The organism is Janibacter sp. A1S7, from assembly GCF_037198315.1.
Taxonomy (GTDB): Bacteria; Actinomycetota; Actinomycetes; order Actinomycetales; family Dermatophilaceae; genus Janibacter; species Janibacter alittae.
The window spans coordinates 1,628,862-1,641,939 of the sequence record NZ_CP144913.1 but is presented as its reverse complement, the minus strand read 5'-3'; the positions used below and the strand labels follow the sequence as shown (position 1 = coordinate 1,641,939).

Below are 13,078 nucleotides of genomic sequence, written 5' to 3'. Positions count from 1 at the left end.
GTCAGTCCTGCCCGTCGTCGGTCGACGCCTGGGTGCCGGTCTCGGCCTTCATCCCGATCGCACGACGGTCGAGGGTGAGGACCGTCCCCGGGGCCACCTCGAGACGAACCCGGTCCTCGTCGAGGTCGGTGATCCGGCCGAGGATGCCCGACGTCGTGAAGACCTCGTCCCCCACCTGCAGGGATGCGGAGAACTGCGCCATGGTGCGCTGCCGCTTCCTCGCGGAGTAGAGCATGAAGCCGATGAGCAGCAGCGGGAGGATGAGCAGGAGCAGGCTGGCGGTCTGCGAGCCTTCGTTCATGAGTGGGACTTCCTGGGTCGGGACCGATCGGTCAGGTCGACGTCACAGTGGCCCGGGAGCCCCCGAGCCAATGGCCGAGTCTAATCAGGCCATCGCCGTGACCAACGGGTAGGCCGGTGACGGGGTTCCGCGTGGTGTCATCCGAGGCGGCCGGCGTCGGTCTCGCCGGAGAGCGGAAGGGGGGTCTGCGCCCCCGCCGGAGGGCTCAGGTCGAGATGCTGCCAGGCCGCGGGCGTGGCCAGGCGCCCACGGGGGCTGCGCACGATGTAGCCCTGTCGCACCAGGTAGGGCTCGGCCACGGTCTCCACGGTGTCCGTCTCCTCCCCGACGGAGACCGCGAGCGTGGACAAGCCGACCGGCCCCCCACCGAAGCGACGGCACAGGGCGTCCAGGACGGCCCGATCGAGTCGGTCGAGCCCGATGTCGTCGACGTCGAAGAGGGCCAGCGCGCGATGTGCCGCGTCGAGGCCCACCCGACCGGTGCCGTGGACCTGGGCCCAGTCGCGCACCCGTCGCAGCAGCCGGTTGGCCACCCGCGGGGTCCCGCGGGAGCGTCGGGCGATCTCGGCCAGCGCATCCGGGTCCGACTCGACCTCCAGCAGCCCCGCGCTGCGGGCCAGGATCGTCTCCAGATCGGCGTCCTCGTAGAAGTCGAGGTGGCCGGTGAAGCCGAACCGGTCACGCAGGGGCGCCGGCAGCAGCCCGGCCCGGGTGGTCGCACCCACGACGGTGAAGGGAGGCAGCTCCAGCGGGATGGCGGTGGCGCCCGGACCCTTGCCGACGATGACGTCCACCCGGAAGTCCTCCATCGCCAGGTAGAGCATCTCCTCGGCGGGACGCGACATGCGGTGGATCTCGTCGAAGAAGAGCACCTCTCCCTCGGTCAGGGAGGACAGGACGGAGGCCAGGTCACCGGCATGCTGGATCGCCGGCCCCGAGGTCACCCTGATGGGCTGCTCGAGCTCGGCGGCGACGATCATCGCCAGTGTGGTCTTGCCCAGCCCGGGTGGACCGGAGAGCAGGACGTGGTCCGGGGGCGCGCCACGACGGCGGGCGGCCTCGAGGACGAGACCGAGCTGGTCGCGCACCTTCGGCTGTCCGGGGAAGTCGGCGAGCCGCCTGGGCCTCAGGGCGGCCTCGACGACCCCGTCGTCGTCCGTGCTCCCGGCATCGACGATCCTGGCGGTCGCGTCGTAGGAGCCGTCGCCCGACCGGTGGTCGTCCTCGGCCACCCGGATCTCGGAGCTGAAGCCGTCGTTCATCGCGCGAGCACCTGCAGGGCCGCCTTGAGTGCCGTGGACACCTCGGCGGGCCCCTCGTCTCCGCCCTCGCGCGAGACCCTGTCGACCGCGTCCGCGGCCTGCCTGCTCGAGTAGCCGAGTCCGACGAGGGCCCCGGTGACCTGGTCGTGCCATCCGCCGGCAGCAGCCGGTGTCCTCGCCGCGGTCGCACCCGGGACCTCGGGCAGCTTGCCGCGCAGCTCGAGGGCGATCCGCTCCGCGCCCTTCCTGCCGATTCCCGGCACCTTCGTCAGGGTCGCGATGTCGTCAGCGGTCACGGCGGCCGCCAGCTCCTCGGGGCTGAGTACGGAGAGCAGGGCCATGGCCACGCGTGGCCCGACCCCGGTGACGGTCTGGGCCAGCTCGAAGGTGTCTCGCTCCCCCGCGGCTGAGAAGCCGTAGAGAGTCATCGAGTCCTCGCGCACGACCATGCTCGTCGACAGCTCCACCTCGCAGCCGTGACGGCAACCGGCGGCCACCGCCGGCGGTGTGTGCACCAGCAGGCCGACGCCGTGGACGTCGACCACGATCCGGTCCAGCCCGACGTGACCGGCGATCCCGCGGACAGAGGCGATCATCGGGCGCCCACCGCTCGCTGACGAGCGCGTTCGCCGGCGGCTGCCAGTTCCCGTCGAGCCTGACCGGCACCCCGCCACTGGTGGCAGATCGCCAGGGCGAGGGCATCGGCTGCGTCCGCCGGCCGGGGCGCCTCGTCGAGGGTGAGGATGCGCGTGACCATCGTGGTCACCTGGGCCTTGTCCGCGCGCCCCGTCCCGGTGACCGCGGCCTTGACCTCGGTCGGGGTGTGGAGCGCGACCGGCAGGCCGCGGCGCGCCCCGGCGAGCAGGACGAGACCGCTCACCTGCGCGGTGGTCATCACGGTGGGCACGTGGTCGGCCGCGTAGACCCGCTCCAGCGCGATCGCGTCGGGGTCGAACTGGTCCAGCCACGAGTCCAGCTGGTCCTGGATGTAGGCGAGGCGGTCCCCGGGAGAGCGCTGCGCACTGGTGCGCACGACGCCGACGGCAACCATGCGCAGGGCACGGGCCGCACCGTCGACGACCCCGAGGCCGCACCGGGTCAGTCCCGGGTCCACGCCGAGCACGCGCACGTGCACCCTCCTCGATCCGACGGCGGCTCGCCACGCGACGATGCCGCTTAGAACACCTGTTCTAGTCGAAGACTACGTGTCGGCGGCCGCACGGCGGCCGCCGACACGCCGGTCACTCCTCGGCGTCCAGCTGCTCGAGGACCTCGTCGGGGATGTCCCCGTTGGTGTAGACGTTCTGCACGTCGTCGCTGTCCTCGAGGGCCTCGACGACCCGGATCATCTTCTTCGCCCCGTCGAGGTCGAGCGGGACCACCATGCTCGGCAGGAAGACGGCCTCGGCGGAGTCGTAGTCGACGTCCGCCTCCTGCAGCGCGGTGCGCACATCGACGAAGTTCGTCGCCTCGGAGACGATCTGCCAGGACTCGCCGTAGTCGTTGATCTCCTCGGCGCCGGCCTCGAGGACGATCTCGAGCAGCTCCTCGTCCGTCCTCTCGGCCTTGGGGACCATCACGACGCCGCGACGGTTGAAGAGATAGGCCACGGAGTTCGGGTCGGCGAGGTTGCCACCGTTGCGGCTGAGCGCGGTACGCACCTCGGTGGCAGCCCGGTTCTTGTTGTCGGTGAGGCACTCGATGAGCACGGCGACCCCACCCGGGGCGTAGCCCTCGTAGGTGATGGCCTCCCAGTGGGAGCCACCGGCCTCGGCCCCCGAACCACGCTTGACCGCGCGGTCGATGTTGTCGTTGGGGACGGAGTTCTTCTTCGCCTTCTGGATGGCGTCGTAGAGCGTCGGGTTGCCGGCCGGGTCACCGCCGCCCGTGCGGGCAGCCACCTCGATGTACTTGATCAGCTTGGCGAAGAGCTTGCCGCGCTTGGCGTCGATCGCCGCCTTCTTGTGCTTCGTGGTTGCCCACTTGGAGTGGCCGGACACGTAGGTCTCCTCGGTGTGGCTGGTGGATGGGTCCGATCGTCGATAATACGCTCAGGATGGCCACGGCCCGGACCTGTCCGCCCGGCCGACGCGGGTCAGGCCGCCGTGACCATCCCGACGAAGAGCCGGTGCAGCCGGTGGTCCCCGGTGACCTCGGGGTGGAAGCTGGTCGCGAGCAGGGCACCCTGGCGCACGACGACCGGGCGGGACTCCCCCTTCGCCTCGACCGCGGCGAGCACCTCCACGCCATCACCCCACTCCTCGACCCACGGGGCGCGGATGAAGACCGCCCGCACCGGGCCGCCGCCCACCCCACGAACCTCGAGGTCGCCCTCGTGGGAGTCGACCTGCCGACCGAAGGCATTGCGGCGCACGGTGACGTCCAGGCCTGCGAGGGTCTGCTGGTCCGGGTGCCCGTCGAGGACACGGTCGGCCAGCAGGATCATCCCGGCGCAGCTGCCGTACACCGGCATCCCGCCGGCGATCCGGGAGCGAAGGGGGTCGCGCAGCCCGACGACGCGGGTCAGCATGTCGATGGTCGTCGACTCGCCGCCGGGGATCACGAGAGCGTCCACCTGTGCGAGCTCCTCGGGGCGGCGCACGACCGTACTGGTCGCTCCCGACGACTCGAGGGCCGCCCGATGCTCCCGCACGTCTCCCTGGAGGCCGAGGACACCGATGACGGGTGCGGTCACCAGCCGCGCTCGGCGAGCCGGTGCGGCTGCGGGATCTCGTCGACGTTGATGCCGACCATGGCCCCGCCCAGACCACGGGAGACGGCCGCGAGGGTGTCCGGGTCGTCGTGGAACGTCGTCGCCCTGACGATCGCCCGCGCACGCTCGGCAGGGTTGCCGGACTTGAAGATGCCCGACCCGACGAAGACGCCCTCGGCACCGAGCTGCATCATCATCGCGGCGTCCGCGGGGGTCGCGATCCCACCTGCGGTGAAGAGCACGACGGGCAGCCTGCCGTGGGTCGCGACCTCCTTGACCAGGTCGAAGGGGGCCTGCAGCTCCTTCGCGGCGACGTACAGCTCGTCTTCGGCGAGGCTGTGCAGGCGACGGATCTGCTGACGGATCGAGCGCATGTGGGTCGTGGCATTGGAGACATCCCCCGTGCCGGCTTCTCCCTTCGACCGGATCATCGCCGCACCCTCGGTGATCCGGCGCAGGGCCTCCCCGAGGTTGGTCGCACCGCAGACGAAGGGGACGGTGAAGTTCCACTTGTCGATGTGGTTGGTGTAGTCGGCCGGGGTGAGCACCTCGGACTCGTCGATGTAGTCGACACCGAGCGACTGCAGCACCTGCGCCTCGACGAAGTGGCCGATCCGGGCCTTGGCCATCACGGGGATGGAGACGGTGTTGACGATGCCATCGATCATCTCCGGGTCGCTCATCCGGGACACGCCGCCCTGGGCGCGGATGTCTGCGGGCACGCGCTCGAGCGCCATGACGGCGACCGCGCCGGCATCCTCGGCGATCTTCGCCTGCTCGGGGGTCACCACGTCCATGATCACCCCGCCCTTGAGCATCTCGGCCATACCTCGCTTGACCCGTGCCGTTCCGGTCCCGGTGGTGTCAGTACCCATGACTCGCTCCTCGTCCCGGCCGCGTGCGAACGGCCCCGATTGATTGATCTAGGCCATAAAATAGCACGGCACAGGTCAAACCGTCGTCGGCGCCCGTGGAGCGGCTGCGGCCACCTAGACTCGGGCGCGTGGGTACTGAGGCAGCGACACGGATCATCGGCGGTACGGCGGCGGAGATCGCCGACAGCGTGCGCGGACTCGTCGAGCGCGGCCACCTCTCCCCCGGACAGTCGCTGCCGCCGGTCCGGGCGCTGGCCGAGCAGCTCGGCGTCAACCGGAACACGGCCGTCGCCGCCTACCGCACGTTGGCCCGATCCGGGGTCGTCGTGTCGCAGGGTCGGGCCGGCACCCGGGTCACGCAGCGCCCCCGCGTCCCGCAGGAGGGCTTCGCTGATGCCGGGGCCCTGCGCGACGTCGGCAACGGCAACCCTGATCCCCGCTGGATCCCCGATCTGGGACCTGCGCTCGCGACCGCCGCCGGGCGGCGGCCGGTGCTCTACGGCGACCCCGTGATCGATCCCGACCTCAAGGCATGGGCCCGGGACTGGTTCGCGCCCGACGTCCCCGCGCAGGCGCAGGACCTGCACCTGACCCTCACCAGTGGTGCAGTCGACGCCGTCGAGCGGCTCCTGGCCCAGGCCCTGTTGCGGGACGACACCGTCGCTCTCGAGGACCCGTGCTTCCTGGCGAGCATCCACCTCGCCCGGCTCGGCGGGTATCGCGCCGTGCCGGTGCCCGTCGACGCCGAGGGCATGACGGTCGAGGGCCTGCGCGGTGCCCTCGACCAGGGTGTCCGGGCCGTCGTGAGCACCCCCCGGGCGCAGAACCCCACCGGTGCGTCGCTGAGCACCCGCCGCGCAGCGGCGCTGAGGGAGGTCCTTGCCGACCACCCGTACGTGCTCGTGGTCCAGGACGACTACTTCTCCTACCTCTCCCGCCGACCCTTCCACTCGATCATCGGCCCCGACCACCAGCGGTGGGCCCTGGTGCGCTCGGTCTCGAAGTTCGCCGGTCCGGACATGTGCCTGGCGGTGATGGCCTCCGATGCGGATACCGCGGCGCGTCTGGGAATGCGCCTGCGGCCGGGCACCACCTGGGTCAGCCATCTGCTGCAGCGAATCACCCACGCGGTCATGAGCGACCCGTCCGCCCTGGCGCTGATCGAGCAGGCGGGTGCGCACTACGCCGAACGCAACACCGCATTCGCCGACCTCCTCACGGCCCGGGGTCTGCCGGCCGAGGCGGGCGACGGGATGAGCCTGTGGGTCACCGTGCCACTCGCGGCACGGGAGGTCGCCGATCGGCTCACGCGACGCGGCTGGCTGGTGCGCACCGGCGACGAGTTCCGGCTCGAGCGGGCCGATGAGCCCTCCCACCACCTGAGGCTGACCGTGCACGACCTGGACGAGGAGGACGCGGCGGCGCTCGCCGCAGACCTCGCCGACTCCGCCCTCGGCAGACGCTGAGCGGGACGTCGTCCAGCAGAGTCAGCTCCCGGGCACGCTGTCGTCGAACTCCACGGTCTGCGGCAGCGCCGCGTGGCCGGCCAGACGGAAAGCGCGCACGACGGGCTTGGCACGGACCCGCTGCACCTCCGTGACCGCGTTGTTGTGGAACCGGCGGGCCAGCTGCACGCGCAGGCCGGCCGCTCGCAATCGCCCCAGGGCAGCAGCGCCGGGGCCCCCGGCCGCCTCGACGTCCGCGATCACCTCCGGCGGCAACGCCGCGTGGATCACCTCGGTCAGCTCACTCTCGACCCCTTCGCGGCCCGCGAAGTGCTGCCCCTCGAGCGGGTCACCCGCGAAGGTGTGCTCGTTGGTCCGCTCCAGCGATCCGCTCGCCGCCCCGACGAGCAGCAACGCGGTCGCGGGGTCCAGAGCGCCGCTGTTGGCGAGCTCGAGGGTGGCTTCCGCCCGGCGCACGACCTGGGCGTCGAGGGCGGACAGGGCGCCCTCGACCTTCGCGTGGAGTCGATCCAGACGGGCGGCACTGTAGGACAGGTACCAGGCGAGGAGCAGCAGCACGCCGGCGACGACGGCGACCCACAGCAGGATGGTCATCCGGCTCCTCCCGCGTGGCCCCGGCCGGGCCGCAGACGGGCGACTGCCCGGCGCGGTGATCCGGCATCGACGACGGTCTCGTACACGGCAAGGATCTCCTCGGCCACGACGTCCCAGTCGAAGACCGCGGCCCGCTCACGCCCGAGATCGCTGAGCGCACCCCGACGGTCCGAGTCGCTCAGCAGATCCACCGCCTGGTCGGCCAGGTCGACGGGACGACCGGTCGCGAAGGTAGCCCCTGCCATGCCGGTCCGCCCGCCGTCGAGGACACGCTGGAAGGCCGCGAGATCACTGGCGAGCACCGGGGCGCCGGCGGCCATGGCCTCGACGAGCACGATCCCGAAGCTCTCGCCACCGGTGTGCGGAGCGACGTACAGGTCGGCCGAGGCGAGGACACTCGCCTTGTCCACGTCCGAGAGTGCCCCGAGGAACTCGGTGGCCTCGGCGACCCGCTCCGGAAGTCGTGCCCGCGCAGCCTGTGCTCCCCCCGGCCCGACCACGAGCAGACGGGCACCCGGGATGGCCTGGAGGATCCGGGGCATCGCCTCGGCGAGGACGAGCAGGCCCTTGCGCGGCTCGTCGATGCGCCCGAGGAAGACCACGGTCGGTCGCCCCGGTGCACCGCTCCACTGCGGTCGTCGGTCGGCCCGCGCGAACGCCGATGTGTTGACGCCGTTGGGGATGACGACGGCATCGCCGCCGAGGTGCGTGGTCACGGTGCGCCGCGCGTCCTCGGAGACGGCGATCCGAGCGTGGATCTTCTCCAGCGAGGGGCGCAGCAGGGGGGAGGCCGCCTGCATGACGCGTGAGCGCACGTTCGAGGTGTGGAAGGTCGCGACGACCGGGACGTCTGCAGCCCAGAGGGCGAGCATCGACAGGCTCGGCGCGAGGGGTTCGTGGATGTGCAGGAGGTCGAAGTCGCCGTCCTCGAGCCAGCGGCCGACCTTCGCCGCCGCCACCGGACCGAAGAGCAGGCGCGCAGTCGATCCGTTGTAGCGGATCGGTACGGCCCGACCCGCTGGTACGACGTGGTCGGGCAGCTCGGTGCCCTCGTCCGCCGGCGCGAGCACGCTGGCGTGGTGCCCGGCCTTCTGAAGGTACTCGGCCAGGTCACGGATGTGGAACTGCACTCCCCCGGGCACATCGAAGGAGTACGGACTGACCAGGCCGATCCTCATGCTGCGCTCCGCAGGTCATCGGTACCGGCCTCGAGGTCCTCGACGAAGACACGCTGCATCATGTGCCAGTCCGGGGTGTGCTCCGAGATGGCGGCACCGAAGGCGTCGGCGCACGACTGGGTCACCTGCTGGACCGCCTCCGGTGTCCCCGGCGGCGGGACGTCGACGGCGGCGTGGACCGTGATGACCATCCCCCAGTCCCGACCAACGCGCTCGTGGCGCAGCGTGACGGGGTGGAGGCGGTAGCCGCTCTCGACGGCGAGGGCTGCCGGCCCCGCGGCCATCCGGGCGGTGTGGCCGCACAGCTGGACCTCGACCCCCGTGGCCGACAGGTCCCGGTCCGCCAGCAGCGGCATGACGACCGGCTCGCCGGTGTCGAGCTGGGCGCGCAGGGCGTCGAAGGTGCCCTTCTGCGCCGGCAGGATCCGCATGCCCAGACCCTCCCGGTAGTCGAGGAAGGCGCGGAACATCTCCTCCGGCTCGAGCCGTTCGGCGACCGTGACCACCGGCCCCAGGTGTCGGGCGCACCAGACCCCGGCCAGGTCCCAGTTGCCGGTGTGCCCGAGGAAGCAGAGCACCGGCCGTCCGGAACTCAGCTCGGCCTTCAGCTGTGGCATCGCCCCCTCCCAGCGCACGAGGCGGTCGACGTCGTCGCCGCGGACCGACGGGAGGCGGAAGGCCTCCACGTAGTAGCGCAGGGCTGCGCGGACACCCTGCGCCGTCATGGCCTGCAGCTCGTCCGCGGGCAGGTCGGGACGGACCCGGGCGTAGTTGGACCGCAGCCGACGGACCGAGGTGCCGTCCGCGGCGGTGGTGCGGTCCGCGACGACGTCGAAGAGTCGGTAGGCCAGCCGGGCCGGGACCAGGCGGAGCACCCGCCATGCCAGCAGGAAACCCAGGAGGGTCAACCGCTCCCGCAGGCCGGTCACGAGGTCGCGGCCGACGTCGCCGCCCGGGCCTGCTGGCGCACGCAGAGGATCCGCTGGATGACGGTGGCCAGACTGGCGACGGCCAGGACCGCGAGGACGACCTTGAGCACGACCTCGGGAAGGCCCATGCCGACCAGCCCCGTCGTCACCAGTGCGGCCACGAGACGGTCCGCTCGCTCGGCGATGCCCACGTCGGCGCGCATGCCCAGGCCCTCGGCGCGGGCGCGGGCGTAGGAGACCAGGCTGCCCAGCACGAGGCAGGCCAGGGCGAGCCAGGCCATGATCCGGTCGTCACCGCCCTGGAAGAACCAGATGGCCAAGCCGGCGAAGATCGCTGCGTCACCCATCCGGTCCAGAGTCGAGTCGAGGAAGGCACCCCAGTCGCCCGAGCGCTCCTGCTCGCGGGCCATGATCCCGTCGACCGTGTCGGAGAAGACGAACGCCGTGATGACGAGGACCCCGATGAGCAGCTCACCCCGGGGGAAGAAGATCAGGGCACCGAGCGAGACGCCGAGCGTACCGATGACGGTGACGACATCGGGGCTGATGCCCAGGCGCAGCAGCAGCTTCGCCACGGGGGTGAGGATCCGGGTGAAGGTCGCGCGCGCGTATCGATTCAGCATCTCGCCAGACAGGGTATATGCGGCGTGCGGGTGACCCGCGCCACCCGGTGGGCGCGCCGGGGGTCAGTCGGTCGGCCAGGCCCTGACCAGCGCCGTGCGTGCGTCCTCCAGGAGGATGGGCAGCGCCTTGGTCTGGGCGATGATTGGCAGGAAGTTCATGTCTCCTCCCCAACGCGGGATCACGTGCTGGTGCAGGTGGGCGGCGACGCCTGCCCCCGCGACCGCGCCCTGGTTCATCCCGATGTTGAAGCCGTGCGGCGACGAGGCCTGCTGCATGGCCCGGATCGCCGCCTTGGTCAGCGCCGTGAACTCGGCCGTCTCCTCGTCGGTGAGGTCGATGTAGAGGGAGACGTGCCGATAGGGGCAGACGAGGACGTGACCGGCGTTGTACGGGAAGAGGTTCATCACGACGTAGCACGTCCGCCCACGGTGGACGAGCAACCCTTCCGCGTCCTCCTTGTCCGGAGCGACGCAGAAGGGGCACCCGTCCCCCTCGTCCTCGCTCGGGCGCTCTCCGGTGACGTACGCCATCCGGTGCGGTGTCCACAGGCGGTCGAAGCCGTCGGGGACACCGACGAAGGAGCGCTCGTCCTCGACCGGAAGCTCGTGGTGGTCGCTCGTCATCAGTTCGTCGCCGGCGCGGAGGTGACCTGGCCCTTGCCCTCGATGGCGGCGAGCACCGTGGCGATCGCGGCCTCGATCGGCACGCCGTTCTCCTGCGACCCGTCGCGGTAGCGGAAGGAGACCGCGTTGTTGCCGCGGTCCTCCTCGCCGGCGATGAGGGTGAAGGGCACCTTGGCCTTGCTCGCGTTGCGGATCTTCTTCGGGAAGCGATCATCGCTCTCGTCGAGCTCGACGCGGATCCCCTTCGCCCGCATCTGCGACAGCACGCCCCAGAGGTAGTCGTTGTACTCCTCGGCGACGGGGACACCCAGGACCTGCACGGGGCTCAGCCACACCGGGAAGGCTCCGGCGTAGTGCTCGACGAGGACACCGATGAAGCGCTCGATCGAGCCGAACTTCGCCGAGTGGATCATCACCGGCTGCTGGCGGGAGCCGTCCGCCGCCTGGTACTCGAGGGCGAAGCGGTCCGGTGAGGGCTGGTTGAAGTCGTACTGGATCGTGCTCATCTGCCAGGTGCGGCCGATGGCGTCCCGCGCCTGCACCGAGACCTTGGGACCGTAGTAGGCGGCGCCGCCCGGGTCGGGCACGAGCTCCAGTCCGGTCTCGGAGCAGACCTGCTCGAGCACCGCGGTCGCCTCGGCCCAGTCCTCGTCGGTGCCGATGAACTTGCTGCTCGACTCCCCCTCGTCGTCACGCGTGGACAGCTCGAGGTAGAAGTCGTCGAGACCGAAGTCCCGCAGCAGGCCGAGGATGAAGTCGAGCAGGTGGCGGATCTCGTCGGGCGCCTGCTCCTTGGTGACGTAGGAGTGGCTGTCGTCCTGGGCGAAACCGCGCACGCGCGTCAGACCGTGGATGACACCGGACTTCTCGTGCCGGTAGACGTGCCCGAACTCGAAGAGGCGCAGCGGCAGCTCCCGGTAGGACCGCTGCTTGCTGCGGTAGATCAGGTTGTGCATCGGGCAGTTCATCGCCTTGAGGCGGTAGTCCATGCCGTCGACGTCGAGGGGAGGGAACATCCCTTCGCCGTAGTAGGGAAGGTGTCCGGAGGTGTGGAAGAGCCCCTCCTTGGCGATGTGCGGGGTGCCGACGTACTCGAAGCCCTCCTCGATGTGACGACGGCGGACGTAGTCCTCCATCTCCCGCTTGATGACGCCGCCCCTGGGGTGGAAGACGGGCAGACCGGAGCCGATCTCGTCCGGGAAGGAGTACAGGTCGAGCTCACGCCCGAGCTTGCGGTGGTCACGCTTCTCCGCCTCGGCGAGCCGGTCGAGGTACTCCTTCAGCTCGGCCTTCGTCGGCCAGGCGGTGCCGTAGATGCGCTGCAGCTGCGGGTTCTTCTCCGAGCCCCGCCAGTAGGCCGCGGCCGAGCGCATCACCGTGAAGGCATTGCCCAGCAGCTTCGTGCTCGGAATGTGCGGTCCGCGGCACAGGTCGCCCCATGCGACGGAGCCGTCCCGGCGCACGTTGTCGTAGATCGTCAGCCGGTCGCCCCCGACCTCGACGCTCGCGCCCTCCCCGTAGGACTCGGGGTCGTCCGATCCGCTTCCCTTGAGACCGATGAGCTCGCACTTGTACGGCTCGTCGGACAGCTCCGCCAGGGCTGCCTCGTCGCTGACCTCGCGACGGTGGAAGGTCTGCCCCTCGTTGATGATCTTCTGCATCGTCTTCTCGAGGGCCTTGAGGTCCTCGGGGGTGAAGGGCTCGGCGACGTCGAAGTCGTAGTAGAAGCCGTCCCGGATGGGCGGCCCGATGCCGAGCTTGGCCGCCGGGTGGACCTGCTGGACGGCCTGCGCGAGGACGTGAGCGCAGGAGTGGCGCAGCACGTCGAGACCGTCCTGGTCCTGCGCCGTGACCGGCTCGACGACGTCGCCGTCGGCCAGGACGTGGGCCAGGTCGCGCAACTGCCCGCCGACACGGGCGACGAGAACTGCCCGCTCGTCCGCGAAGACCTCTGCCGCGGTAGTGCCCTCGGCCACCGATCGCTCGTCTCCGGCGACTGTGATGGTGATCTGGGCTGGCACGGCGGTTCTCCTGGTGGGACGGATCGAGGTGCCCGGTCGGCACGTTCGAACTCTATCCCCGTGACCGCCGCCTGCCCCAGTCGGATTCGACGCGGATGGCGCTGCCGATCAGGTCGCGGTCTCCCCCTCGTAGAGTCCGAGCTGGTTGCCGTCCGGATCGGCGAGGACGGCGAACCAGCTCGTCTCGGAGATGACTGACTTCTCCATCACGACCGAGCCACCGGAGGCGGTGGCCTTGGCCAGGACATCGTCGATGGAGTCGACCTCGACGTAGGAGCGTGGGTGGGTGAAGCCGTCCTCGCGAGGGGCCAGGCCACCACCGCTGATCGCGTTGGGCGCCTGCCACATGGGGTAGCCCTCGTAGCCGGGGATCTCGGCGATCTGCCAGCCGAAGAGGCCGCTGTAGAACGCGCTGGCCGCGTCCGTGTCCGCGACCGGGATGTCGATGTGGGTGATGTCTCCGTGTGCCATGACCCGAGCATCCCACCTGGT

General features: G+C 70.7%; 15 protein-coding genes. 1 reads left to right on the top strand and 14 read right to left on the bottom strand.

Annotated elements, in window-relative coordinates:
* Position 1: 1 nt before the first annotated feature.
* The 7 genes from yajC to pdxS form a co-directional block, all read right to left on the bottom strand.
* Entirely contained in the window at positions 2–301 is a 300-nt protein-coding gene (yajC, locus tag V1351_RS07855; protein WP_338752356.1) for a preprotein translocase subunit YajC, read from the bottom strand.
* Positions 302–438: 137 nt separating this feature from the next.
* Entirely contained in the window at positions 439–1,563 is a 1,125-nt protein-coding gene (gene ruvB, locus V1351_RS07850; RefSeq protein WP_338752354.1) for a Holliday junction branch migration DNA helicase RuvB, read from the bottom strand.
* A complete protein-coding gene (gene ruvA / locus V1351_RS07845; protein ID WP_338752352.1) occupies positions 1,560–2,159 on the bottom strand; it encodes a Holliday junction branch migration protein RuvA in 600 nt (199 codons plus the stop codon). Before ruvA ends, ruvB begins: the two co-directional genes overlap by 4 nt.
* Positions 2,156–2,692, bottom strand: a complete 537-nt coding sequence (ruvC, locus tag V1351_RS07840; RefSeq protein ID WP_338752349.1) for a crossover junction endodeoxyribonuclease RuvC — start codon at positions 2,690–2,692, stop codon at positions 2,156–2,158. The genes ruvA and ruvC overlap by 4 nt, the downstream gene beginning before the upstream one ends.
* A gap of 112 nt (positions 2,693–2,804) precedes the next feature.
* Entirely contained in the window at positions 2,805–3,563 is a 759-nt protein-coding gene (locus tag V1351_RS07835) for a YebC/PmpR family DNA-binding transcriptional regulator (RefSeq protein ID WP_338752344.1), read from the bottom strand.
* A gap of 95 nt (positions 3,564–3,658) precedes the next feature.
* Positions 3,659–4,258 carry a pyridoxal 5'-phosphate synthase glutaminase subunit PdxT gene (pdxT, locus tag V1351_RS07830; protein ID WP_338752342.1) on the bottom strand — a complete coding sequence of 200 codons (600 nt, stop codon included), beginning with the start codon at positions 4,256–4,258 and terminating at the stop codon, positions 3,659–3,661.
* Positions 4,255–5,151, bottom strand: a complete 897-nt coding sequence (gene pdxS, locus V1351_RS07825; RefSeq protein WP_338752340.1) for a pyridoxal 5'-phosphate synthase lyase subunit PdxS — start codon at positions 5,149–5,151, stop codon at positions 4,255–4,257. Before pdxS ends, pdxT begins: the two co-directional genes overlap by 4 nt.
* A 128-nt stretch (positions 5,152–5,279) precedes the next feature.
* Here pdxS and V1351_RS07820 point away from each other — a divergent pair, with 128 nt between their 5' ends.
* A complete protein-coding gene (locus V1351_RS07820) occupies positions 5,280–6,617 on the top strand; it encodes an aminotransferase class I/II-fold pyridoxal phosphate-dependent enzyme (RefSeq protein WP_338752338.1) in 1,338 nt (445 codons plus the stop codon).
* A 21-nt stretch (positions 6,618–6,638) separates the two neighbouring features.
* Here V1351_RS07820 and V1351_RS07815 read toward each other — a convergent pair whose 3' ends face one another.
* The 7 genes from V1351_RS07815 to V1351_RS07785 form a co-directional block, all read right to left on the bottom strand.
* Entirely contained in the window at positions 6,639–7,211 is a 573-nt protein-coding gene (locus V1351_RS07815) for a hypothetical protein (RefSeq protein ID WP_338752336.1), read from the bottom strand.
* A complete protein-coding gene (locus V1351_RS07810; protein ID WP_338752334.1) occupies positions 7,208–8,389 on the bottom strand; it encodes a glycosyltransferase family 4 protein in 1,182 nt (393 codons plus the stop codon). Before V1351_RS07810 ends, V1351_RS07815 begins: the two co-directional genes overlap by 4 nt.
* Entirely contained in the window at positions 8,386–9,318 is a 933-nt protein-coding gene (locus V1351_RS07805; protein ID WP_338752332.1) for a phosphatidylinositol mannoside acyltransferase, read from the bottom strand. The genes V1351_RS07810 and V1351_RS07805 overlap by 4 nt, the downstream gene beginning before the upstream one ends.
* Positions 9,315–9,941 (bottom strand): phosphatidylinositol phosphate synthase, encoded by a 627-nt coding sequence (gene pgsA, locus V1351_RS07800; protein WP_338752330.1) that lies wholly within the window; start codon positions 9,939–9,941, stop codon positions 9,315–9,317. The genes V1351_RS07805 and pgsA overlap by 4 nt, the downstream gene beginning before the upstream one ends.
* A 63-nt stretch (positions 9,942–10,004) precedes the next feature.
* The gene (locus V1351_RS07795; protein WP_338752328.1) at positions 10,005–10,565 is read right to left on the bottom strand and encodes an HIT family protein; all 561 of its coding nucleotides are present in this window, start codon (positions 10,563–10,565) and stop codon (positions 10,005–10,007) included.
* Positions 10,565–12,586, bottom strand: a complete 2,022-nt coding sequence (gene thrS / locus V1351_RS07790; RefSeq protein ID WP_338752326.1) for a threonine--tRNA ligase — start codon at positions 12,584–12,586, stop codon at positions 10,565–10,567. Before thrS ends, V1351_RS07795 begins: the two co-directional genes overlap by 1 nt.
* A 108-nt stretch (positions 12,587–12,694) precedes the next feature.
* Positions 12,695–13,057: a VOC family protein gene (locus tag V1351_RS07785; protein WP_338752324.1), complete on the bottom strand. Its 363-nt coding sequence runs from the start codon at positions 13,055–13,057 to the stop codon at positions 12,695–12,697.
* Between the last annotated feature and the right edge of the window lie 21 nt (positions 13,058–13,078).